Source organism: Streptomyces sp. CA-111067 (assembly GCF_050956065.1).
Classification (GTDB): Bacteria; Actinomycetota; Actinomycetes; order Streptomycetales; family Streptomycetaceae; genus Actinacidiphila.
Genome location: NZ_CP192103.1, coordinates 5,754,204 through 5,776,622 on the forward strand (window position 1 = coordinate 5,754,204; position 22,419 = coordinate 5,776,622).

The window sequence follows — 22,419 nt, forward strand, 5'->3', positions numbered from 1 at the left end:
GCCGCCGGCCCCTGGCCGGCCTGAACACCGGGGTTGATCATGGCCACCGCCGAAGCGCCCAGCGAGAAGATCGCCAAGGGCTGCTTCGTCGTGGCGGTGGCCGTGATCGCCCTGTTCTTTCTCGCGCGGTGCGCGATCGGGCATCACACCGGGCAGCGCGACGACCGCGAGAGGGACCGGGCGCACGCCCGATCCGTGGCGCTGGCCCGTACGTTCGCCGCGGACCTGGCCGCGGCGAAGGGCCCGACGCCGGCCGCGCGGGCCGCGACGGCGGCCGGGCACCACAAGGAGATCGCCGTCCGGGCGGTCGACGGCCAGGCCGTCACCATCGAGATCGGCATGCAGTACGGCAACTCGCTCGACGGCGGCGACCTCAGCACGTGCTTCCGGGTGCTGCCGCCTGCCGCCGACCCGGCCGAGGTGACCTGCCCCAAGTAGTGCGGGGCGAGGGCCCGTTCAGCGGCGCAGCGAGCGTCCGAACCCCGCTGCCAGCGGCATCCGCAGGCCCAGCGGCGGCGGCGCCGCCAGCGCGTCCTGCACCGGGCGCGCGTAGGGGCGGTCGAGCAGCGAGCCCAGGACGAAGTCCGCGGTGAGGGCGAAGACTTCGGCGCGGTGCTGGTGCAGCCCGTGCCCGTCGGTGTGCACCTCGAACCGGCACACCTCGCGGTTGACCTTCTTGGCCCGCTCGGCGAGATCGTAGGACAGCTCGGGGTCGGTGGTCTCGTCGTCCGTGCCGTGCACGACCATCACCCGGCGGCCGATCAGCTGCTTCACCGGCTCCGGTTCCGGCCCGGGCGGCAGCCAGGGCGCCAGCGCGACCACCGAGCAGACCGCCGGGTGGGCCGCCGCGTGCAGCGCGGCGCGGGCGCCCATGTCGAGGCCGACCAGGCAGACCGGCACGTCGCCGTACCGCCGTACCGCCTCGCCGACCGCCCACTCCGCGTCCTCCGCCGGGTGCGCGTGGCCGCCGTTCCAGCCGCGGAAGCGGTAGTGCACCACATGCGCGGCCACCCCGTCCGCCGCGCCCTCGCGCACCAGGTGGCGGGCCAGCGGCCACATCACGGCCGCGGCCATCGGGGAGCGCCGCCGGGTGCTCAGCGCGTCGCCGCCGGGGAGCGCGAGGACGACGGCGCGCACGGTGGCGGCCGGGCCGTCGTCCCGGTCGCGCTGCCGCGGCACCGGTACCAGCCCAGGAGCCACCGGACGTCCCAGCCGGGCACCACGTGCTGGTAAAGCCTGCGAAGCCATGGCGCAACGATGGCAGACGCAGGGGTGTGCGCTGTATGGCCGTGCGGAAAAATTTTGCTCGTTCCCGTTGATCTACGCGCGTAGGGACTATCGTTCGAGCATGCAGAACGCCAATCCGAGCATTCCGAACCAGGACCAGATCCGCCGCGCCCCCAAGGTGCTGCTGCACGACCACCTCGACGGCGGGCTGCGCCCCGGCACCATCGTGGACATCGCGCGCGCCACCGGCTACGACGGGCTGCCCGAGACCGACCCCGCCAAGCTCGGCGAGTGGTTCAGGGCCGCGGCCGACTCCGGTTCGCTGGAACGCTATCTGGAGACCTTCGCGCACACCTGCGCCGTGATGCAGACGGAGGAAGCGCTGACCAGGGTGGCCGCCGAGTGCGCCGAGGACCTGGCCGCCGACGGCGTCGTCTACGCCGAGATCCGCTACGCGCCCGAGCAGCACCTGGAGGGCGGGCTGACCCTGGAGCAGGTGGTCGAGGCCGTCAACGAGGGCTTCCGGCAGGGGGAACGGCGGGCCAGGGAGGACGGGAACCGGATCAGGGTCGGCGCGCTGCTCACCGCGATGCGGCACGCGGCCCGCTCCCAGGAGATCGCCGAACTCGCCAACCGCTACCGGGACCTGGGCGTGGTCGGCTTCGACATCGCCGGCGCGGAGGCCGGCTACCCGCCCACCCGGCACCTGGACGCCTTCGAGTACCTCCAGCGGGAGAACAACCACTTCACCATCCACGCCGGTGAGGCCTTCGGGCTGCCGTCGATCTGGCAGGCGCTCCAGTGGTGCGGGGCCGACCGGCTCGGGCACGGGGTGCGGATCATCGACGACATCCAGACGGACGAGGACGGCGGCTCGGTCAAGCTCGGGCGGCTGGCGGCGTACGTACGGGACAAGCGGGTGCCGCTGGAGATGTGCCCGACGTCCAACCTCCAGACCGGGGCGGCCACGTCGTACCGGGAGCACCCGATCGGGCTGCTGCGGCGGCTGCACTTCCGGGTCACGGTGAACACCGACAACCGGCTGATGTCCGGGACCAGCATGAGCGCGGAGTTCGAGCACCTGGTCGAGGCGTTCGACTACACGCTGGACGACATGCAGTGGTTCACCGTCAACGCGATGAAGTCCGCGTTCATCCCTTTCGATGAACGTCTCGCCATGATCAACGAAGTGATCAAGCCGGGGTACGCGGAGCTGAAGGCCGAGTGGCTCTTCGAGCGGACGGCCGCCGCACCGCCTGTGGCCAGCGGTTCCGCGGCGGACGGGGGCTGAGCGGCGGGCCGGCCGCGGCGGGCCGGCGGGCGAGGACACGGGTGCGGCGGGCCGCTTGCACGGTCGGTGATGAACTGATTACGTTCCGAAGTCATGCAGACCCGAACCAAGAAGACACTCGCGACCACCGCACTCGGCCTGGCCTTCGCCGCGGCCGCGGCCGGCACGGCCTCGGCCGCCGAGTCGGCGCTTCCGCTGCCGGCGCTCGGCCCTGCCACCGCCAACACGATGATCGGGGGGCTGCCGGTGGGCACGGCGGGCAAGCTGCTGCCCGGCACGACGGACAGCGCTCAGGGTGCGCAGCAGGCGCTCAGCAACGGGACGTCGGCGCTGCCCGCCGGAGCCGGCAAGCTGCTGCCGTCCGGCAACGAGGTCGGCCCGGTCAACAGCCTCCTGGGCGGCCTCCCCGTAGGCGGCTGACCCGCCTGCGAAGCCCCACCCGCCCCACCGGGCCGCGCCCCCTCCTCCCCGGGGACGCGGCCCGGCCGCGTGACGGCATCGAGCTTGCCCGCCCCCGGCCCGCCCCCGTTTACGGGCCCGCTCCAACTGGTCGCGCGGTTCCTCCCCCAGCTAACGCTGGGAGGTGCCCCCAGCGCCCCTGTTGAGGCCGGGGGTATGTCGCGTCCCTGCGGCGCCCGCCGCTGATGAGGTGCATCCCCGCGCCCCCGGGTGGCGTCCGGACGCCTATCCGACGTCGGGCTCGCTGCGGAGCCCGTTGAAGACCGTCGCGATGAGGCGATGCCCCTGGGCTGCTCCGTCCTCGTTGTCTGCCACGCGCCACAGGAAACTCATCAGCATGATGACGTCGGCCGGCTGGTGGCCCCGAGCGACGGTGCCCTCGGCAATGCAGGCGTCGAGCAACGTGGCCACCGCCTCTGACGTCGGTCCCCAGGCCGCCGCCACCGCCTCCTGCGCCGCCGCGGAGTGGAGGGCGTCGCCCAGCCCGTGCTTGACGCGGATGTAGGCCGACAACGTCTCGAACCACTCGATGAAGGCCGCCCTCGCGGACGTATGGCGGCCGAGGGCCTCGTCGACAGTGGCGGTCAGGCGATCGATGTCGTGCTGGTACGCGGCGAGGATGAGGTCTTCCCGGGTGGGGAAGTGCCGGTACAGCGTGCCGATTCCCACGTCGGCCGCCTTGGCGACATCGCTCAGTGGCACGAGCGGATTCTGTGCGAACAGCTCGTGGGCCGCCTCGATGATCGCCACGCGATTGCGCGCGGCCGCCTTGCGCTGCGTGCCGTAGGTGGCAGGGGTGTCGCTGCTCATGCCTCGATGATGCCCCCGTTTGACTCGCGGAGGATGCTCCGCTAGTTTCTCCACCATGCGGAGGATGCTCCGCATGATCGGACGTCACGAAGGAACCGACCTCATGCAGTACGTCAAGCTCGGCACGACCGGCCTGGATGTCTCGCCCATCGCCATCGGCGCCATGACCTACGGCGAGCCCGATCGCGGCCATCCCGTCTGGTCCAAGGGCGAGGAGGAGGCCCGCCCGCTCATCCAGCACGCGCTGGAGGCCGGCATCAACTTCTTCGACACCGCGAACATGTACTCCAACGGGTCCAGCGAGGAGATCCTCGGCCGGGCGCTCAAGGACTTCGCGGACCGCGACGCCGTGGTGATCGCGACCAAGCTGCGCCACCCGATGCGGCTCGGCCCGAACGGCCAGGGCCTCTCCCGCAAGGCGATCATGACCGAGGTCGACCACTCGCTCCGCCGGCTCGGCACCGACTACGTCGACCTGTACCAGATCCACCGCAACGACCACTCGACCCCGTGGGAGGAAACGCTCGAAGCGCTCCACGACCTCGTGAAGGCCGGCAAGGTGCGCTACCTCGGCGCATCCTCGATGCACGCGTGGGAGTTCGCCAAGGCGCTCAGGCTCCAGGAGACCAACGGCTGGACGCGATTCGTGTCCATGCAGGACCACTACAACCTGCTCGCCCGCGAGGAGGAGCGCGAGATGATCCCGCTCGCCCTCGACAACGGCGTCGGCACGATCATCTGGAGCCCGCTGGCCCGCGGCCGGCTCGCGCGCGCCTGGGAGGTAGCGAGGTCGACCACCCGCTCCGCCACCGACGGCGCCTACGCCGACACGCTCTACTCCCCGGCCGAGGAGGCATCCAACAGGGCGATCATCGATGCCGTCGGGCAGGTCGCCGACGCCCACGGCGTCAGCCGCGCCCAGATCTCGCTGGCCTGGCTGCGCCACCAGCCGGTCGTCACCGCCCCGCTCGTCGGCGCCGGGTCGACTCAGCAGATCGACGAGGCCGTGGCCTCGCTCGACGTCGAGCTGACCGACGACGAGGTGCGCGCGCTCGAAGCGCCCTACACACCCCGCGCCGACTGGCAGGGCGTCTCCGACGAAGCCGAGATGGAAGCCGTCCGCCGGCGCGTCCCCGGTATGGCCCTCTGACCGTCACCTGCTACGGCCGCTTCAGGACGGTTCCTGGTGCGCGTGCGCCCTCCGTCACGGCAGGGGGACCACCCGGGGTGGGTCGTCGCGTTGGGAGAGTGCGGGTCTCGGCGTCGGGACCGGAGCCGGGGCCGGGGCGGGAGCCGGGGCCGGGGTGGGGGATTGCTCGCGGGAGCGGAGGTAGCGGCGGGCGGCCGGGACTATCAGGAGGTGGGCCAGGGCTACGCCTGCCGTGTTCAGGAGCAGCGCGTCCACGTCGAAGAGCTGGCCGGGGACCATGGTCTGGGTGAACTCGACGGAGATCGAGACCATCAGCCCGGCGAAAACGGTCCGTACGAACGACGTCACCCCCGCCGTCCGCACCCGCCCGCCGGCCATCGGCAGCAGCACCCCGAGCGGTGCGAGCAGCCCGAGCCCCTCGGCGATCCGCCGCACCGCGTCGACCGGCCCGGCCGCCAGATCCGCCCTGATCGTGTCGAACGGCCGCAGGTTCGGCGCGGGCACCCACGCCACGGAGTGCGGTCGCAGCAGCAGCCAGCAGACAAACGCCAGATACGCGGCGGTGAGCAGCAGCCCGGCCGCGCGCACCCTGTACATGGAGCCTTCGTGCTGCACGATGTCGAAGACGCGCCCTGGCTACCGGCCGGTTCCCGCCACCGGATGTGACGCGGATCGCGATCCCCCGCGGACGTTTACCGGGCCGCCCCGGGTGGTAATCGCGCCCGCCAAACCCGTGCAAACCGTCAGTGCAGCGGCGCCCCCGCCGTGTCCGCCGCGTCCGACCGGGACCGCAGATCCTGCGTGCAGGTGTAGCCGCGCAGCGTGTCGTGCGGGCCGTTGCCGCCGAGGATCACCGTGTCGCCGGGCGCCGCGTTGTTGGCCACCAGCGTGCAGACGATCTGCGCGAGCGCGAACGACGGCAGGTCGGCGGGCTTCTCGTTGAGCCGCAGCGCGCCGGCCGGGTCGCCGCGCCGCTGTCCCTCGACGACCAGGCTGCCCGGCACCTCCGTGACGAATCGGGCCCGCGACTCGGCGGCCGGCAGCGGACGCTGCAACTGCGCCATCAGCTCGGCGACGAGTTCCAGCCGGTCCACCGGCCCGGGCCGCAGCGGCACGTTCCGCGGCACCGGCGCGGCCTGCATGCTGCACACCAGGTAGATCTTGAGTACGGCGGTGTCCGGTCGCAGGTCGCCGGTCGCCTCGGGCAGCGCGCACGACGCACGGGACGGGGCCGGCCCGGCGTCCACCGGCACGGTGGTGGTGCGGATGCCGCAGCCGGCCAGCGCGAGCGCGAGCGCGAGCGCCAGCAGCGGTACGGCGGCGGGCAGCATCCGGGCGCGGGCAGGCGCGTTCGACGGCCCCGTCGGCCTGGTCCGTCTCATCGGCCCTCACCGGGGACGTCGTCGGCGGGGTCCTCGCGCGGCCGGATCGGCAGCCGCAGCGTGAAGACGGCGCCGCCGCCGGGCGCGTTGGCCGCGGTGATGTCGCCGCCGTGGATGTGCGCGTTCTCCATCGCGATGGACAGGCCCAGGCCGCTGCCCTCGGAGCGGGCCCGGGAGGCGTCCGCCTTGTAGAACCGGTCGAAGACGTGCGGCAGCACGTCCTCGGGGATGCCGGGGCCGTGGTCGGCGACCTCGATCACCACCTCGCCGTCCTCCTGGCCGCCCTCGGTGCGCAGCGAGACCCGCACCGGGGAGCCGCCGTGCTTGAGCGCGTTGCCGATCAGGTTCGCCATGATCACATCGAGCCGGCGCGGGTCGAGGGTGGCGAGCAGCCCGCGCGGCGCGTCCAGCTCCACCGAGTCCAGCCAGGCCCGGGCGTCCATGCAGGCCATCACCATGTCGGCGACATCGACCTCGTCCACCCGCAGCTTCGCGGTCCCGGCGTCGAACCGGGTGACCTCCATCAGCGTCTCCACCAGTTCGTTCAGCCGTCGTGTCTCGCTGACCACCAGCCGTACCGCCGGTGCGATCATCGGGTCGAGCGACTCGGCCTCGTCCTCCAGCACGTCGGTGACCGCGGTGATCGCGGTCAGCGGCGTGCGCAGCTCGTGCGACATGTCCGCCACGAAGCGGCGGCTGGCCGCCTCCCGGTTGCTCAGCTCCGCCACCCGGGTCTCCAGCGACTCCGCCGCGTTGTTGAACGTCCGTGACATCTCGGCCAGTTCGTCGGTGCCCGACACCTTCAGCCGGGTGTCGAGGTGCCCCTCGCCCAGCCGCTGCGCGGCCTCGCCGAGCCGCCGCACCGGCCGCAGCACCGTCGCGCCGGCCGCCTGCGCGAGCAGCGCGGAGCCGACCAGCGCGAGCAGCGTGGCGATGCCGAGCGACCAGCCCAGCGAGTTGAGGTCCTTGCGCTCGGCGTCCAGCGACTTGAGCATGTAGCCGGTCGGCCCGGACCCGTTGATCCGCGCGCCCGCCACCAGGTAGGGGCGGCCCTGCAACGAGATCCGCTCCCAGTGCAGGTGGTACTGCTTGTCGGTGCTGTGCGGGGTGTTGACCGCGTGCTGCAACGACAGCGGCACGTCGGCCATCGTGAACAGGCGGCTGTCGGACGTGGCCGCGCACTGCTCGCTGTCCTGCGTGGTGTCGATCAGCACCACCTGGTACGTGTCGGGGCCGCCGATCCTGGTCGCCGCGGAGTCCAGCGAGTCGCAGGTCGGCGAGACCGGCAGCGAGGCCGCGTCGCGCTGCATCGAGTCGCGGAAGTCGGCGAGCGCGCTGTTCTGCGCGCGGGTCAGCACCGCGTCCCGGTTCAGCCAGTAGGCGATTCCGGACACCGACACGGCGGCGGTCAGCGCCACCGCGGCGAACACCGCGACCAGCCGCAGCCGCAGGCTCGTCCAGCGCAGCATCCCGGACGCCCAGCCGCCCAGGCCCCGGCGGGCGGGGGGAGCGGCCTGGTCTGCCGCGGGCCCGGCGTCCACCGTGGAGCCGGCACTCACTGAGGCGTGTCCAGGCGGTAGCCGACCCCGCGGACGGTACGGATCAGGGTCGGCGACGACGGCACGTCCTCGATCTTGGCCCGCAGCCGCTGCACGCACGCGTCCACCAGCCGGGAGTCGCCGAGGTAGTCGTGCTCCCAGACCAGCCGCAGCAGCTGCTGCCTGGACAGCGCCTGCCCCGGCCGCCGGCTCAGTTCCAGCAGCAGCCGCAGCTCGGTCGGCGTGAGCTGCAGATCCTCACCGTCCTTGGTGACCGTCATCGCGTTCCGGTCGATCACGATCGCGCCGAAGGCGGCCGAGTCGGTGCTGTCCCGCTCGCCGCGGCGCAGCACCGCCCTGATCCGGGCGTCCAGCACCCGGGGCTGCACCGGTTTGATCACATAGTCGTCGGCGCCCGACTCCAGGCCGACCACCACGTCGATGTCGTCGCTGCGGGCGGTCAGCAGGATGATCGGCAGCTGGTCGGTGCGCCGGATCCGGCGGCACACCTCGAAACCGTCGATCCCGGGCAGCATCACGTCCAGAACGATCAGGTCAGGGCGCTGCTCCTTGAGCAGCTTGAGGCCGTCCTCGCCGGTCGCCGCCGCCACCACACGGTGGCCCTGGCGGGACAGGCCGAGTTCGAGACCCGTACGAATGGCGTCGTCATCCTCGATAAGCAACAGGAAAGGCACGCCGGTCATTGTTGCCTACCCCGGGGGGCCTGATGAAGTGCGGTAACGTCCCCGGCTCTGTTGCGGGCCTGTGACACTCGGCGGACAGCGCCATGAAACTGGCCCGGCAGGCTGGTGCCCACAGCGAGAGGGACCGCTGACCGGACGAACTCCTACCGGTTGCGACGCCGAAGACCACGCTGAAGGTTCCATCGACGGGGGCGCGAGATGAACGCACTGCACAGCACCACCACCGCCGTTGCGCACACGCCGCGGCACACCGTCACCCGTGCCACCGAGATGTCCGGCGTCGCGAGCGCACGGGGGTACGTTCGCGGCGCCGGACGCGGCAACGGCGCGGGGGGCGCCGCCGTGCACCCGACGAACCTGGCGACGGTGCCGCGGCAGCGGCCGGCGTACATAGCGCCGGTGGGGCCGGTGCAGCCGGCGGCGGCTCTGGCGCCGGTGAAGCCGGTCGCCCCGGTCACTCCGGTCACTCCGGTCACTCCGGTCACTCCGGTCGCCCCGGTTCGGTCCGCGGTTCCGTCCGCGGAGGGGACGCCGGCCGGTTCGCCCGCCGGCGCCGCGGACGCCGAGGCGGCCTTCACCGCGTACGTCCAGGAGCGCCGCGCCTCGCTCTACGCGACCGCGTACCACCTGACCGGCGACCGCTACGCGGCCGAGGACCTGCTGCAGAGCGCGCTGTTCTCCACCTACCGTGCCTGGGACCGGATCAGCGACAAGGCGGCCGTCGGCGGCTACCTGCGGCGCACCATGACCAACCTGCACATCAGCGCCTGGCGCCGCCGCAAGCTCAACGAGTACCCGACCGAGGAGCTGCCCGAGACCGTCGGTGACACCGACGAGATGGGCGGCACCGAACTGCGCGCCGTCCTGTGGCAGGCCCTGGCCCGGCTGCCCGAGCAGCAGCGCACGATGCTGGTACTCCGCTACTACGAGGGCCGCACCGACCCGGAGATCGCCGACATCCTCGGCATCAGCGTCGGCACGGTGAAGAGCAGCATCTGGCGCTCGCTGCGCCGCATGCGCGACGACGAGGCACTGAGCTTCGGGCGCGACGAGGAGTCCGCGTTCGGCGAGCTGGTCGCCTGACGGACGGGTCGCGGCCCGGCGGGCCGCGCCACACAACGCCGGACGGGGGCCGGTCGGGGGGAGCACGGGGGATCCGGGGGGATCGGGGGGAACGGGGGATCGGGGGGAACGCACGGGGGATGGGGGAGACGGGGCCGGACGGTGAGGGGGAAGCCGTTCGGCCTCGCCGCATGTCCGGGCCCCGGCCCCGTTGTGCTGCGTATGGACGTCTCGCACGGACCTTTCGTACGGACGTCTCGTGTGGTCAGTGGGTGCCGGTACGGACCGGCCTCCCGCGCAGCACCGCGACCAGCCCGGCGGCGGACACCAGCGCCCAGACGCCTTCCAGCAGCAGGAACCCCCACTGCTGCTCCAGCACGGCCTCGACCGACAGCACGGCGGACCCGACGACGTTCAGCACCAGGTACGTGCGCGACTTCGGTCCCAGCCGGCCCCGCTGGACGGCCGCGAAAGCGGCGAGCACCAGCAGCGAACCGATGACCTGCACGGACTGACCCACGACAACTCCTCCTCAGCAGGAGCGTCGTCTTGGCAGACCGGGTACGGCGCACATCTCGTCCGGGGCCGGGGCATCACGCACACGGCCTGTGATCGACGGTAGCACGCCCGGTTTGTCGGTTGTGTGCCGATCGCGTCCCGGCGGGGGCCGGGTCTGAACGGGATCAGGCCCGGACGGGCATCAGGCCCGGACCGGCATCATGCCTCGACGGGGACGGCGGCGTCGGCCGGTTCGGTGCAGGCGGTGATCCGGGCGGCGGCCTCGGGGCCGGCGCAGGGATGGCAGCCCAGGGCGCTCTGCCGGGCGACGATCGCGCGTTCGGCGCGCATCAGGTGCCAGCCGCGGCGGATCAGGAAGCCGACCGACTTGCGGCCTTCGCGCAGGTCGCGGAGCAGCCGGCGGCGGGCGGTGGTGCTCGGGCGGCCGCGCAGGCACAGGGCGTCGGCGAGCAGGCCGAGCTCGCGGCAGCCGGCGACGATCTCGGCGGCGAAGATGCCCTCGGCGACGAACACCGGGGCGCCGCCGAGGTCCAGCCGGGCGACGCCGGTCGCGGCGCTGGCGGCGATGTCGTAGACGGGCAGGTCGGCGGCGCCCTCCGCGCACAGCGCGGCGACGGCGGCGACGGCCGCGGCGGAGTTCCAGGAGGCGGGGGAGTCCCAGTCGGTGCCGCCGCCGGCCAGCGCGGGCAGCGACGGGTCGTCGCCGTCCTTGTAGAAGTCGTCGAGGGCGAGCACCGGCAGCCCGGTACGGGCGGCGAGCGAGGACTTGCCGGACCCGGAGGGGCCGGACAGCAGGATCACGCGGGCACGGCGGGATGAACTCACGGAAGACGATTCTCCCGCATCCGCGCACGCGGGACGACCCGTGGGACGGGTCTTGGTGTGACAACTACGGTGAGCGGTCGTTGTAGTACGGAGAGACACGATGGGCGACGGGTTCGCATCTCCGCCGACCCCCGGCCCGCAACAGCAACGACCCCGACCGATGTACACCCCGACCAGAAGGACCAGGTGTGGCCATGCCCTCGCTCCGTTCCGCGCTCGTCCTGACCCTGACCGCCGCGGCGGCCACCGCCGTCCCGGCCGGCGCGGCGATGGCAGCGCCCGCCCCGCTCCCCACCCAGGCGGTGACGGACGCGCTGCCGACCGGCTCGGTAACCGGCGCCCTGCCCACCCAGATGGTGACCGGCACCCTCACCGGCGCCACGGCGGCGGGCATCGCCCCCGTCACCCACCTGACCCTCGACCCCCTCTCCAACACGGGCGTCGACCCCCTGGACAACGCGATCGGCGGCCAGATCGCCGACTTCAAGCCCCTCTCGACCTCAGCCGCCACCGACCCGGTGACCCACGGCGCCTCCCTCTCCACCCTCCCGCTCGTGGGCCCGGCGACGGGTCTGCTCCCGGGCTGAGAGCCGGGCGCTCGGCCGGCGCCCCGAAGGGGGCGCGGGTCAGGGGGCCGGGCGGCGGTTGTAGCTGTCCAGGGTGGCCTTGTTGGTCGAGGCGTCCTGGAAGACCAGTTCCCACGGGCCGGTGTTGACGTCCATCTGGGTGCCGAAGCCGACCCATTTGCCGGTCAGCCGGCGTCCGGTGGGTTCGGCGAGGAGCTGGATGGCGCCGTGGTAGCGGGCGCCCCGGTAATGGCCGTCCTCTGCCGTTTGTTCGACCCAGGTTCCGGTGATGACGTTGCCGTCCACAGTCGGGTCCATGGTCAGCGGTGAGTCCGAGGAGCCGGGCAGGCTGCGTACGGTCAGCCGGTTGGCGTGCTGCAGGACCACCGCGTAGTGCAGGCCGGTGAACATCTGTCGGCACCGCCCGCCGCACCGCGCCGGGCGACAGCGGTGTCGATGGCGTCCAGATACGTGTCCATCGCCGCGTCCTCCACGGGCGACGCGGCGACCGGCGCATCCGTGGCCGCTGTCCCGGCGGCCCGGCTCACCTGATCGATTACCGCGAAGCGGGCCTCAACGCGCTCGATTCGCGCCACCTCTAATCGGTTCTGGCTCATCCGACGAGCGTAAGACCAGGTATGCCTCCCGGAGCGCCCTCTCCGGACTACTGTCGATGTCATGATCTCGGCCGATGACGACCCGGCCACCCGCCGGCTGGCCGGGCTGGCACGTACCGAGAACGTCGGCGCGCTGCGGGACGCGCTGCCCGGCGCGTTGCCGTGGAGCACGTTCCTGTCCGCCGACGACCTGGAGACGTTCCTGAACGAGCTGGTCGCCGCGGCCCGAGACACGGTGGCGCTTGACGATCGCGCGCCGATCGCCGTCCTCCTCACCCAGTGGCGCCACACCGCAGAGGTGTACGCGGACCCGCGCCTGCTTGCCCTCGTAACCGGTGGGACGGAGGGCGAGGAGCCCGGGTGATGTGCGGCAGCGTGATGTGAGGCAGCCCAGGACCGGCCGGGGGTCGGGCCAGGCCGCACCACTCGCGGCGAGCGGCCCCCGTCGGCCTCGCCCGGGCGGCCGTTTCGCGAAAAAAGCGGGGACCCCGGGTGGGCGGGTTGCTACGCGCGTAGATATGGTGGTGTGGTGACCATGCTCTCCGCCGTACCCGCATACGACCCCGCCGCCGCCGGCCGGCTCACCGCCCTCGCGGACGTCACCGCCTCCGACAGCGCCCTGCGCCGCTTCCTGCACGGCCTGCCGGGCGTCGACGCGGTCGGCCTCGAAGCCCGCGCCGCCTCCCTGGGCACCAGGTCGATCAAGACGACCTCCAAGGCGTACGCCATCGACCTCGCGATCTCGATGATCGACCTCACCACGCTCGAAGGCGCGGACACCCCGGGCAAGGTCCGGGCGCTGTGCGCCAAGGGCATGCACCCGGATCCGACCGACCCCCGCACCCCCCGGGTCGCCGCGATCTGCGTGTACTCCGACATGGCCGCCGTCGCCAAGGAGGCCCTCGGCGACTCCGGCATCCACGTCGCCTCCGTGGCCACCGCCTTCCCCTCCGGCCGCGCCGCGCTGAAGGTGAAGCTCGCCGACACCGCGGAAGCGGTCGCCGCCGGCGCCGACGAGATCGACATGGTGATCGACCGGGGCGCGTTCCTGTCCGGCCGCTACCTGGACGTCTTCCAGGAGATCCAGGCGGTCAAGCAGGCGTGCGCCCGCCCGGACGGCACCGTCGCCCACCTCAAGGTGATCTTCGAGAACGGCGAGCTGTCGACGTACGACAACATCCGCCGCTGCTCCTGGCTGGCGATGCTGGCCGGCGCGGACTTCATCAAGACCTCGACCGGCAAGGTCGCTGTCAACGCCACCCCGCCGAACACCCTGCTGATGCTGGAGGCGGTCCGCGACTTCCGCGCCGCCGTCGGCGTCCAGGTCGGCGTGAAGCCGGCCGGCGGCATCCGCACGTCGAAGGACGCGATCAAGTACCTGGTGATGGTCAACGAGACGCTCGGCGACGACTGGCTGTCCCCGGACTGGTTCCGCTTCGGCGCCTCCAGCCTGCTCAACGATCTGCTGATGCAGCGTCAGAAGCTCAGCACCGGCCGGTACTCCGGCCCCGACTACGTGACGGTGGACTGATCACGATGGCAGCTTTCGACTACGCCCCCGCGCCGGAATCCCGCGCGATCGTCGATCTCGCCCCGTCCTACGGGCTGTTCATCGACGGCGAGTTCACCGACGCCGCGGACGGCACCTCGTTCAAGTCGGTCTCGCCGTCGAGCGAGGAGGTGCTCGCGGAGGTCGCGCGGGCCGGCGCCGAGGACGTCGACCGCGCGGTGAAGGCCGCCCGCAGGGCGTTCGGCACCTGGTCCGCGCTGCCCGGCGCGGAGCGCGGCAAGTACCTGTTCCGGATCGCCCGGATCCTGCAGGAGCGGTCCCGCGAGCTGGCCGTCCTGGAGTCGCTGGACAACGGCAAGCCGATCCGCGAGACCCGGGACGTCGATCTCCCGCTGGTGGCCGCGCACTTCTTCTACTACGCCGGCTGGGCCGACAAGCTCTCCTACGCCGGCTACGGGCCCGATCCGCGTCCGCTGGGCGTGGCCGCCCAGGTCATCCCGTGGAACTTCCCGCTGCTGATGCTCAGTTGGAAGATCGCGCCGGCGCTGGCGGCGGGCAACACCGTCGTCCTGAAGCCGGCCGAGACCACCCCGCTGTCCGCGCTGTTCTTCGCCGACGTGTGCCGGCAGGCCGGCCTGCCGCGCGGTGTGGTCAACATCCTGACCGGGTACGGCGACGCGGGCGCCGCGCTGGTGGCGCACGAGGACGTGGACAAGGTCGCGTTCACCGGTTCGACGGAGGTCGGCCGGGCCATCGCCCGAACGGTGGCCGGCACCCGTAAGAAGGTGACGCTCGAACTCGGCGGCAAGGCCGCGAACATCGTCTTCGACGACGCGCCGATCGACCAGGCGGTCGAGGGCATCGTCAACGGCATCTTCTTCAACCAGGGCCATGTCTGCTGCGCGGGCTCGCGGTTGCTGGTGCAGGAGTCGGTGCAGGAGGAGGTGCTCGACGCGCTGAAGCGGCGGATGAGCACGCTGCGGGTCGGTGACCCGCTGGACAAGAACACCGACATCGGGGCGATCAACTCCGCCGAACAGCTCGCCAGGATCAGCGAGTTGGCGGCGGCCGGCGAGGCGGAGGGCGCGCAGCGGTGGGCGCCGGCGTGCGAACTGCCGTCGGCGGGCTACTGGTTCGTGCCGACGCTGTTCACCGGGGTCACCCAGGCGCACCGGATCGCCCGGGAGGAGATCTTCGGCCCGGTGCTCTCGGTGCTGACCTTCCGCACCCCGGCGGAGGCGGTGGAGAAGGCGAACAACACGCCGTACGGGCTGTCGGCGGGGATCTGGACCGAGAAGGGGTCGCGGATCCTGTCGATGGCCAGCAAGCTGCGGGCCGGGGTGGTGTGGGCCAACACGTTCAACAAGTTCGATCCGACCTCGCCGTTCGGCGGCTACAAGGAGTCCGGCTACGGCCGGGAAGGCGGCCGGCACGGCCTGGAGGGGTACCTCGATGTCTGAGACGGCGCGCGAGACGCGGCTGAGCGTTTTCAAGACCTACAAGCTGTACGTCGGGGGGAAGTTCCCGCGCAGCGAGAGCGGCCGGGTGTACGAGGTGACGGACTTCAAGAGCGCGGCGAAGGGTACGAAGGGCGCCAAGGGCGGGCAGGGCGCGGCCGGTTGGCTGGCGAACGCGCCGCTGGCGTCCCGCAAGGACGCGCGGGACGCGGTGGTCGCCGCGCGCAAGGCGGTCGCGGGCTGGTCGGGCGCGACGGCGTACAACCGCGGGCAGGTGCTGTACCGCGTCGCGGAGATGCTGGAGGGGCGGCGCGAGCAGTTCGCCGCCGAAGTGGCCGACGCCGAGGGGCTGTCGAAGGCCAAGGCGGTGGCCGTGGTGGACGCGGCGGTCGACCGTTGGGTCTGGTACGCGGGCTGGACGGACAAGATCGCCCAGGTGGTGGGCGGCGCCAATCCGGTGGCCGGCCCCTACTTCAACCTGTCCACACCGGAGCCGACGGGCGTGGTCGCGGTACTGGCCCCGCAGGAGTCGTCCCTGCTCGGCCTGGTCTCGGTGCTCGCCCCGGTGATCGCCACCGGCAACACGGCAGTGGTCATCGCCTCGGAGCGCGCCCCGCTCCCCGCCCTGTCCTTCGCCGAGGTCCTGGCCACCTCCGACGTCCCCGCGGGCGTGGTGAACATCCTCTCCGGCCGCACAGCCGAACTGGCCACCCCCCTGGCCGCCCACCAGGACGTCAACGCCCTGGACCTGACCGGCGCCACCCCCGAGCTGGCCACCACCCTGGAGGAGGCGGCAGCCGACAACCTCAAACGCGTCCGCCGCCCTGCCCCCACCGAATCCTGGCAGGCCGACCCGGGCACCTCCCGCCTGACGGCGTGGCTGGAGACGAAGACGGTCTGGCACCCCATCGGCGTCTGACCGGCCACCAGCGTTCCGGGTACGGTGCCCAGCAGCCGCACATGAAGGAGACCACGGTGGCCGAGTACCTGACCGTCCTCACCACGACCGACGACGCCGAGAAGGCGAAGGCCCTCGCGAGCAGCGCTGTGGAGGCCAAGGTGGCGGCCTGCGCCCAGATCGACGGGCCGATCACCAGCGTCTACCGGTGGAACGGCGCAGTGCAGACCGACCAGGAATGGCGCGTGCTCTACAAGACGACCGCCGAGCGGTACCCGGAACTGGAGAAGCACATCAAGCAGGTACACGACTACGACACCCCGGAGATCGTCGCCACGCCCATCACCCACGGGAGCGACGCCTACCTGACATGGGTGAGCGAGGAGACCCAGCGGAGCTGACCCGCGTCAGGCGACCAGCGCGGCGCGGATGTGCTCGTCCAACTCCCTTGCCGCGCTGTGCTGCTCGGGCAACAGCGCGGCCAGGGACGCCAGGCGCTCGCGCCCCATGGTCGTGCGGGTCGCTGCGGCAGCCTCCACAAAGCGCCGCCCCACCGCCACGCCCTGGTCCAGGTCTCCGGACAGGATGTAGCCGGTGGCCACATCCGACAGGACCGCGATGGACACCTTCGAGTCATCGTCGCCGAGATGGTCCAGCGCCTCCCCGGCGGCCTGCCCCAGGTCGCGGTGGCGGAGCCGGGCGTACGTGGACACCATCAGCGAATCCAGGCGGGAACGCTGGTAGAAGCGGACCCATGCCTGCTCGGCGTCGGGGTCGGCGTAGTCGAACGCCGTGGTTGCCCGGTCCAGCGCGCGCACGGCGCCCTCCCGGTCGCCGATGGCGGCGGCCTCTTCGGCTTCGCGGGCAGCCAGCCAGGAGCGGGCAGCGGCGTACCCTGCCCCGCGTACGTGTTCCTGGGCGGCGGAGAGCATGTCGCGGGCCTTGTCCGCCGCTACCGCGTACGAGGCGTAGCCCATGGCCAGAGCGACGACCGCCGGGTGTCCGGCCTCCCGGCCCGCCAGCGCCGCCGTCTTGTAGTAGTTCCGTGCGGTGTCCATGTCGCCCAGGTCGTAGGCGGCCCAGCCCGCCAGCGCTGCCGTCTCTCCGGCCGCTACGGTCAGCGCCTGGCGGTAAGGGCCGGACCGGGGGATCAGCGCCGTCAGGGTCTCGAGGTGTCCGCCCAGGCGGTCGGCAAGCAGCCGCGCGGGGAGATGGTGTTCGCTGACGAACATCTCCGCTGTGGCGGCCACCAGTTTGTCCGCTTCCTCGCTGTCCACGCTGGGACCGGCGACCGCGACAGCGAGCCGTCCCCATGGCTCGGCTGCCATCCCGGCGGCCAGGATCGACACTCCGAGGAATTCTCGTCGCTCCACGGGGGAAACCTCCTCCTGGTCATCCAGTAGTACCGATGTTGACACGACCTTGCGGAACCTCCGACTGGCGGCTACCGCCCGCTTGACCTCTTGCACGGGAATCCCGTACCCGATGGCGATCAGGTCGTGCCGATCCGGAACGGGCAGACGCTTTTCCGTCTCCCACCGCTTGATGTTGTCCGGGTCGACGTACCGGCCGCTGACCTTCTCCAAGTGCTCGGCCTGCTCGCGTCTGGTGTGAGCGGCCTTCTCCCGGAGACCACGTAACAGGTGGCCGATGCCGTCCGGGCTCATCATGCGCCGCCCCCAAGCGTCGTGCGTGATCCGGCGTTTTTCATCCTGGCCCCCCAACCTGGCCCCTGCCAGGAAACGCACCCCTTTCCGGCTCTCCCGGCGGGGTCCGTCAGCTCGTTGAACTAGTCATGTGCCCACTCCTTGACACGTGAAGGAGGCGTTCGTGACCACCCTGATTCCCAGCCCGACCCTGCCCGGTCCAACCCTGCCCGAACCTCTGACCAAGCCCAGTGTCCCGGAAGTGTTCGCGTACGCCGGCGAGCAGATCCGTCGGGCCGCCGCCGATCTGTGGCCGGACGTGCCAGTGCGTCTGGCGGAGCATGTACCGAGCGTCACCAGTTACGTGCACCGACTCCAGGTCGGCGATCGGGAGTTATACGCGAAGGTGTCCGTCCTGGGCGTCTCCCTGGTGTCTCTGCTGCTCGGAGCCTGCGGCAGGTGGCCCGACGTGCTCCAGGCACAGCAGGATTACGAGGCGCGGGCAGACGGCCTGCTGGTGCGGGAGGCCGCCCAGCTCCGGCTCCTGGCCGGACTCGGCCGTCCCCGGATGTGCGAACTGGCGGGAGTGCACCGGGGGGTGCTGTTCACCGAGCCGGTGACCGGCCCGTCCCTGGGGGAACTGCTGCTGGTGCGGCCCGGCGACGCGGCGGAACTGCTGGCGTTGCCGCTGGCCGAGCTGCGCCCCCTGCGCCGGCTGGACGTCGTCCGCCGCTTGGAGCCCGCTGGGGTGATCGGGGAACGCAGCATCGCGGGCACGTTCCTGCGCAAGTTCAACGGCTTGACCGGGACGGTGTACCTGGACCGCCTGGGCGCTGAACGGTGCGAACCGGACCAGCGCCAGGCGGTGGTGGAGCTGCTGCGCCCCACCGTCGACCGGCTGCAGAGGCTCCATATGACACTGCCGCCGACCACGCCCACGACGCTGGCGTACGGGGACTTGAAGCCGGAGCACGTGGTGTTCCCGGACGGAGCGGAGGAGCGGCCGGTGCTGCTGGACCCGGGCCTGCTACGGGCAGGGACAACGGCGGATGTCGCCAAGTTGATCAGCCGCACCGTGCTGTTCCTGGCGTCCTGTCAGCCAGGTGCGGCCACGGCCGGGCAGGTCGTCGAAGGGCTCGGGGTGTTAGCGGCGGGGCAGGTGCTGCGGTTGTCCCGCCAGGCGCGGCGGGTGTGGCTGCGGGAGCTGCTGGCGCTGTGGCTGATAGACACCACCAACATCCTGTCCACGTATCTGTCCGCGCCGTCCGCGCTGCCTCTGCCCGCCCAGGGCCTTGCACTGGTGGACCGTGCCGAGGCGGTGGGCACCCTGGTGGATGCCGTGAGCGCCGACCTGGCGACCGGCGCGGACTTGCGCAGTGTGTGGGAGCACGCGCTGGCCCATGCCCAGGCGGTGGCCTCGTGACGCCGTCGGCGCCCCCGGTCGCGGTGGTCGGCGTGGTCGGGGCTGGGGCAGTCGGGCAGGCCACAGCGGGCGCGCTGGTGGCCTCCGGCCTGTGCACCCGTCTGCTGGTGGCATCACGCACACCTGAGCAGGCCGCCGCCCTGGCGGCCGACCTGGACGACATGCGCGCGGCGGTCGGTTCCCCGGTACGTCCGCACGCGGCGCCTCTCGCCGGCCTGGTGGACTGCCAGGCCGTGGTGGTCGCCGTCCGCGTCCGCTTTCCCAATACGAACACCACAGACGTGCGTATGGGCGGTACGCGGGCCAACGCGCCCGTGATCCGCGCTCTTGGTGCCGCCCTGCACGGCTACACCGGCACGGTGCTGATGGTCACGAATCCGGTGGACTTGATGACCCGCCTGTTCGCCGAGTCCTCCGGCTGCCGCCGGGTGTTCGGCATCGGCTCCAATCTGGACAGTGCCCGCTACCGGCTCACCCTGGCCCGCCTGCTGGACGTGCCGCTGGGCGCGGTGAACGGCCACGTGATCGGCGAGCACGGGGACGCCGCCGTGGTGTGCGCCTCCGCCACCACGGTCTACGGCAAAGTCATCCCCGTCCCCCTCCAACAGGTCCGCGATGAACTGGCCGCCCGCCCCCGCCGGATCAACGCCGGGATAGGCCGCACACGCTCCGGTCCGGCCGGGGCGGTCGTCACCACACTGCGCCTGGTGCTCGGCGTGGACGACGGACTGGTGGAGCTGGCCGTGCCCTACCAGGACGGCTGGCTGGGCGTTCCGTTGAGCTTCATCGCCGGGCGCCCGATCCCGTGCCTGCCTGCCCTGGACGACACCGAGGCCCGCCAGTTCGACGCTGCCCGTACCAAACTCCGCGCCGCCTACCAGGTGTTGCGCGGCGAACTACCCCACCCGCTCCCGACAGTGAGGACCCTGTGACCATGTACGCCACCCGACTGCACGCCGCCCACGCGACCGTGACAGTCACCTCCGCCACGCGCGCCGTGACCGACTGGTGCAGCCGCTACGTCCGGCCGTGGTGGGACGCCGTCGAGATCCCGGCCGAGCAGATCTGCGCCGGGCCGCTGATCTGCGCCGACGTGGACCCGGACCAGTACGCGGAGGTGGCCGCGAGCGTGACCGACGCCCCGAACTCCAGCGTCATGTACGCGCGGGCACACACACTGGTGGCCCGTGACGAGGCCGAGAACGTCATCACCGCTGTGTCCCCGGACGAGGCCCTGGCCTACCGCTCCGAGCCCCCCGCCGGCCGTCTGACGATCTACGGATGTGACACCGAGCGCGTGGCCACCGCCACCGCCCGCCTGGCGCGCGAAGCCATGCGCGGCGTGCTGCTGCGAGCCGGGTGGACGGTTCTGCACGCCTCCGCCGCCGCCCAGAACGAGCGGGTGGTCCTCACGTTTGGCTCCAAGGGCGCCGGGAAGACCACCACCGCCGTGTCCCTGGCCGCCTGCCACGGATGGGAGCTGCTGGCCAACGACCGGGTATTCGTCCGCTCGGACCACACCGGCGGCGTGCGGGTGCTGCCGTGGCCTTCGGCCGCCGCCCTCGGGCTGGGGCTGCTCGACGGGCTCGGCTGGTACGACGTGGCCAGGGAGCGACTGGAGGCCGGGGAAACGTTGCACCCCACCCAGGACCAGCAGGTCACGGACGCGCTCCTGGCCGGGAGCCGCACGCCGCTGTGGGACGGTAACCGGGAGCTGAAGGTACAGGTCTTCCCCGACCAGTTCCCCGCCTGGTTCGGACTGCGCATGGCGACCGGCGGCCGGGCCGTCGCGCTGCTGTTCCCCCGTATGGAGCCGGACGCTTCTCCTGCCCTGGCAGAGGGTGGCCGGGGCCTGAGTGCACACGACTTCATGAGCGGGAAGACCGAGGACCGGTACCCCGACGTGTTCGGGCTGGCCCGCGTCGATGGCGGTGGTACGGCCGAGGCCCGCCGGGCGGTCACCGAGCGACTGGCCGCGCTCCCGCACCATTCGGTGGTGTTGGGCCACGACGTGACCGCGAACGCCGACTTCCTGGCCAAGCTCGCCGAGGGCGCTTGACCGGGAGAGGACAACCCCGGCGGTTCCTGCCCTGGCCGGGGATCCCACGAGCCCCGGGCGAAGGTCTCACGCCCCGGCCAGCGCGCCCAGGGGTAGCGGGGCTGCATCTGATGTGCGGCTGCCGCCGCGCGGGCGCGACAGGCCCCCACCCGCCGGGTGGTCCGGAGTGCACCGGATGGCCCCGCCGGGGCGGAAATCCCGGGGGTCCCGGGGAGGTGATGCTTTATTGACACCGGGGCGCGATCCCCCATCGCCCCCCGGTCAGGCACAATCGGGCGTTATGACGAGTCAGCACACCCCCACCCCGCCCCCCGGGGAGCCGACGTACGCCGATCGGGCCTATCGGTCGATGGCCGGGCTGGTGTCCGGGGTGGCGCTGATCGTGGTTGCCGGGTGGCTCGGCGGGGACGCCATCGTGCGCGGGGACGGGCACACGCCCTGGATCGGGATCGCCGCGCTGCTGATCGCGCTGCCGCTGATCGTGGGGTTCACGCTGCGGCCCGCCGTCTTCGCCAATCCGCGGCAGATCCGGGTGCGGAACCCGTTCCGGACGATCGAGGTGCCGTGGGAGGGCGTGGACGCGATCCGCTCCTCGTACTCCACCGAGATGCTGGCCGGCGGCAGGAAGTTCCAGATCTGGGCGATCCCGGTGTCGCTGCGGGCCCGCAAGCGGGCCGCCCGGCAGACCGCGCGGGCCAAGGCGCGCGGCGCGGAGGACCCGTTCGGCGGCTCGTCCCGGCGGATCCCCGGCACCCGCACCTCGGCGGCGACGGCCGCCGCGACCGCCGCCGTTGACGCCCCCGTCCACTCGTGGTCGGACCAGGCCGTATCCGAGCTGCGCGAGCTGAGCGAGGCCCGCGAGCACCCGGCGGCCGCCGCCGACCAGCCGCAGCCGGACGTCCGCTGGTCGTACGAGATCATCGCGCCGGCCGTCGCCGGCGTGGTCGCCCTGGTCGTCCTGCTGGCCGTCGGCGGCTGACGGGCCCCGCGGGCGTCCCACCGGCCGGCGTCCCGGTGGCCATGACAACGTAAGCCCTGGTCGTAGCGTGCCGTACCGGCGCATACCGGACTCCCGCCGCCGCGCCCCCCGCTGTGCGCGCTCCCACGCCCCCCACCTGCGCGCCTCACCCACTCCACGCGCCCCACCCGCCTCTCCTCGGTACCTGCGGCACACATTCACCGTCACCCCTAGCGACCAATGATTAACAAGGGGCAACTTCGCGGTGAAGGATCCCGTGAGCATCCTGTGAGGCAACCCTCAATTATCTGGCGCCAC

At 72.1% G+C, this 22,419-nt stretch carries 25 protein-coding genes, 1 pseudogene and 1 riboswitch; of the genes and pseudogenes, 15 read left to right on the forward strand and 11 right to left on the reverse strand.

Translation table 11 applies throughout. From position 1 onward, the window contains the following. Nucleotides 1-39 precede the first annotated feature (39 nt). On the forward strand, nt 40-438 hold the full coding sequence (locus ACQPW6_RS25370; RefSeq protein ID WP_433891978.1) for a hypothetical protein: 399 nt from the start codon (nt 40-42) through the stop codon (nt 436-438). An 18-nt stretch (nt 439-456) separates the two neighbouring features. Here the strand turns inward: ACQPW6_RS25370 and ACQPW6_RS25375 are convergent, their stop codons facing one another. Beyond that, complete coding sequence (locus ACQPW6_RS25375) at nt 457-1,248, reverse strand: alpha/beta hydrolase (protein ID WP_433891979.1); 792 nt, start codon at nt 1,246-1,248, stop codon at nt 457-459. A gap of 100 nt (nt 1,249-1,348) precedes the next feature. On the opposite strand from ACQPW6_RS25375, the gene ACQPW6_RS25380 reads away from it, so the two are divergent. Beyond that, the gene (locus tag ACQPW6_RS25380; RefSeq protein ID WP_433891980.1) at nt 1,349-2,518 is read left to right on the forward strand and encodes an adenosine deaminase; all 1,170 of its coding nucleotides are present in this window, start codon (nt 1,349-1,351) and stop codon (nt 2,516-2,518) included. 93 nt (nt 2,519-2,611) lie between these two features. Continuing rightward, entirely contained in the window at nt 2,612-2,938 is a 327-nt protein-coding gene (locus ACQPW6_RS25385; protein ID WP_433891981.1) for a hypothetical protein, read from the forward strand. 264 nt (nt 2,939-3,202) lie between these two features. Here the strand turns inward: ACQPW6_RS25385 and ACQPW6_RS25390 are convergent, their stop codons facing one another. Further along, the gene (locus tag ACQPW6_RS25390) at nt 3,203-3,787 is read right to left on the reverse strand and encodes a TetR/AcrR family transcriptional regulator (RefSeq protein WP_433891982.1); all 585 of its coding nucleotides are present in this window, start codon (nt 3,785-3,787) and stop codon (nt 3,203-3,205) included. Nucleotides 3,788-3,890: 103 nt separating this feature from the next. Here ACQPW6_RS25390 and ACQPW6_RS25395 point away from each other — a divergent pair, with 103 nt between their 5' ends. Further along, nucleotides 3,891-4,937 carry an aldo/keto reductase gene (locus tag ACQPW6_RS25395; RefSeq protein ID WP_433894653.1) on the forward strand — a complete coding sequence of 349 codons (1,047 nt, stop codon included), beginning with the start codon at nt 3,891-3,893 and terminating at the stop codon, nt 4,935-4,937. A gap of 54 nt (nt 4,938-4,991) precedes the next feature. Here ACQPW6_RS25395 and ACQPW6_RS25400 read toward each other — a convergent pair whose 3' ends face one another. The 4 genes from ACQPW6_RS25400 to ACQPW6_RS25415 form a co-directional block, all read right to left on the reverse strand. Further along, a complete protein-coding gene (locus tag ACQPW6_RS25400; RefSeq protein ID WP_433891983.1) occupies nt 4,992-5,534 on the reverse strand; it encodes a VanZ family protein in 543 nt (180 codons plus the stop codon). A gap of 146 nt (nt 5,535-5,680) precedes the next feature. Beyond that, entirely contained in the window at nt 5,681-6,319 is a 639-nt protein-coding gene (locus ACQPW6_RS25405) for a hypothetical protein (protein ID WP_433891984.1), read from the reverse strand. Next, on the reverse strand, nt 6,316-7,977 hold the full coding sequence (locus ACQPW6_RS25410) for an ATP-binding protein (RefSeq protein ID WP_433891985.1): 1,662 nt from the start codon (nt 7,975-7,977) through the stop codon (nt 6,316-6,318). Before ACQPW6_RS25410 ends, ACQPW6_RS25405 begins: the two co-directional genes overlap by 4 nt. Continuing rightward, on the reverse strand, nt 7,875-8,552 hold the full coding sequence (locus ACQPW6_RS25415; RefSeq protein ID WP_433891986.1) for a response regulator: 678 nt from the start codon (nt 8,550-8,552) through the stop codon (nt 7,875-7,877). Before ACQPW6_RS25415 ends, ACQPW6_RS25410 begins: the two co-directional genes overlap by 103 nt. A 207-nt stretch (nt 8,553-8,759) precedes the next feature. On the opposite strand from ACQPW6_RS25415, the gene ACQPW6_RS25420 reads away from it, so the two are divergent. Next, nucleotides 8,760-9,644 carry a SigE family RNA polymerase sigma factor gene (locus tag ACQPW6_RS25420; RefSeq protein ID WP_433891987.1) on the forward strand — a complete coding sequence of 295 codons (885 nt, stop codon included), beginning with the start codon at nt 8,760-8,762 and terminating at the stop codon, nt 9,642-9,644. Nucleotides 9,645-9,888: 244 nt separating this feature from the next. Here the strand turns inward: ACQPW6_RS25420 and ACQPW6_RS25425 are convergent, their stop codons facing one another. Then, nucleotides 9,889-10,143, reverse strand: coding sequence for a CBU_0592 family membrane protein (locus ACQPW6_RS25425; protein WP_433891988.1), 255 nt, complete (start codon nt 10,141-10,143; stop codon nt 9,889-9,891). An 18-nt stretch (nt 10,144-10,161) separates the two neighbouring features. Continuing rightward, nucleotides 10,162-10,220: riboswitch (guanidine-III (ykkC-III) riboswitch) on the reverse strand. Between the two features lie 120 nt (nt 10,221-10,340). Next, a complete protein-coding gene (locus ACQPW6_RS25430; RefSeq protein ID WP_433891989.1) occupies nt 10,341-10,967 on the reverse strand; it encodes an ATP-binding protein in 627 nt (208 codons plus the stop codon). Between the two features lie 194 nt (nt 10,968-11,161). Between ACQPW6_RS25430 and ACQPW6_RS25435 the strand changes: the two genes are divergently transcribed. After that, nucleotides 11,162-11,554, forward strand: coding sequence for a hypothetical protein (locus ACQPW6_RS25435; protein ID WP_433891990.1), 393 nt, complete (start codon nt 11,162-11,164; stop codon nt 11,552-11,554). 39 nt (nt 11,555-11,593) lie between these two features. On the opposite strand, the pseudogene ACQPW6_RS25440 reads toward ACQPW6_RS25435, so the two are convergent. Further along, nucleotides 11,594-11,941: pseudogene (locus tag ACQPW6_RS25440) on the reverse strand (XRE family transcriptional regulator); the annotation flags it as partial. After that, nucleotides 11,893-12,150 carry a hypothetical protein gene (locus ACQPW6_RS25445; protein WP_433891991.1) on the reverse strand — a complete coding sequence of 86 codons (258 nt, stop codon included), beginning with the start codon at nt 12,148-12,150 and terminating at the stop codon, nt 11,893-11,895. The pseudogene ACQPW6_RS25440 and the gene ACQPW6_RS25445, both read right to left, overlap by 49 nt. 61 nt (nt 12,151-12,211) lie before the next feature. Between ACQPW6_RS25445 and ACQPW6_RS25450 the strand changes: the two genes are divergently transcribed. The 5 genes from ACQPW6_RS25450 (at nt 12,212) to cutA (ending at nt 16,416) form a co-directional block, all read left to right on the forward strand. Next, nucleotides 12,212-12,514: a hypothetical protein gene (locus ACQPW6_RS25450; protein WP_433891992.1), complete on the forward strand. Its 303-nt coding sequence runs from the start codon at nt 12,212-12,214 to the stop codon at nt 12,512-12,514. Between the two features lie 171 nt (nt 12,515-12,685). Further along, nucleotides 12,686-13,681, forward strand: a complete 996-nt coding sequence (deoC, locus tag ACQPW6_RS25455; RefSeq protein ID WP_433894654.1) for a deoxyribose-phosphate aldolase — start codon at nt 12,686-12,688, stop codon at nt 13,679-13,681. Between the two features lie 5 nt (nt 13,682-13,686). After that, complete coding sequence (locus tag ACQPW6_RS25460; protein WP_433891993.1) at nt 13,687-15,120, forward strand: aldehyde dehydrogenase family protein; 1,434 nt, start codon at nt 13,687-13,689, stop codon at nt 15,118-15,120. Then, nucleotides 15,113-16,036 carry an aldehyde dehydrogenase family protein gene (locus tag ACQPW6_RS25465; RefSeq protein ID WP_433891994.1) on the forward strand — a complete coding sequence of 308 codons (924 nt, stop codon included), beginning with the start codon at nt 15,113-15,115 and terminating at the stop codon, nt 16,034-16,036. Before ACQPW6_RS25460 ends, ACQPW6_RS25465 begins: the two co-directional genes overlap by 8 nt. A gap of 41 nt (nt 16,037-16,077) precedes the next feature. After that, a complete protein-coding gene (gene cutA / locus ACQPW6_RS25470) occupies nt 16,078-16,416 on the forward strand; it encodes a divalent-cation tolerance protein CutA (protein WP_433891995.1) in 339 nt (112 codons plus the stop codon). Nucleotides 16,417-16,422: 6 nt separating this feature from the next. On the opposite strand, the gene ACQPW6_RS25475 is transcribed toward cutA, so the two are convergent. Beyond that, on the reverse strand, nt 16,423-17,685 hold the full coding sequence (locus tag ACQPW6_RS25475; protein ID WP_433891996.1) for a transcriptional regulator: 1,263 nt from the start codon (nt 17,683-17,685) through the stop codon (nt 16,423-16,425). Between the two features lie 160 nt (nt 17,686-17,845). Here ACQPW6_RS25475 and ACQPW6_RS25480 point away from each other — a divergent pair, with 160 nt between their 5' ends. The 4 genes from ACQPW6_RS25480 to ACQPW6_RS25495 all read left to right on the forward strand — a co-directional run bounded on the left by ACQPW6_RS25480 (nt 17,846) and on the right by ACQPW6_RS25495 (nt 22,122). Continuing rightward, nucleotides 17,846-19,084 carry a phosphotransferase gene (locus ACQPW6_RS25480; protein WP_433891997.1) on the forward strand — a complete coding sequence of 413 codons (1,239 nt, stop codon included), beginning with the start codon at nt 17,846-17,848 and terminating at the stop codon, nt 19,082-19,084. Beyond that, a complete protein-coding gene (locus tag ACQPW6_RS25485; RefSeq protein ID WP_433891998.1) occupies nt 19,081-20,016 on the forward strand; it encodes a lactate/malate family dehydrogenase in 936 nt (311 codons plus the stop codon). Before ACQPW6_RS25480 ends, ACQPW6_RS25485 begins: the two co-directional genes overlap by 4 nt. A gap of 2 nt (nt 20,017-20,018) precedes the next feature. Continuing rightward, complete coding sequence (locus ACQPW6_RS25490) at nt 20,019-21,143, forward strand: hypothetical protein (RefSeq protein WP_433891999.1); 1,125 nt, start codon at nt 20,019-20,021, stop codon at nt 21,141-21,143. Nucleotides 21,144-21,423: 280 nt separating this feature from the next. Beyond that, nucleotides 21,424-22,122, forward strand: a complete 699-nt coding sequence (locus ACQPW6_RS25495; protein ID WP_433892000.1) for a PH domain-containing protein — start codon at nt 21,424-21,426, stop codon at nt 22,120-22,122. Nucleotides 22,123-22,419: the final 297 nt, after the last annotated feature.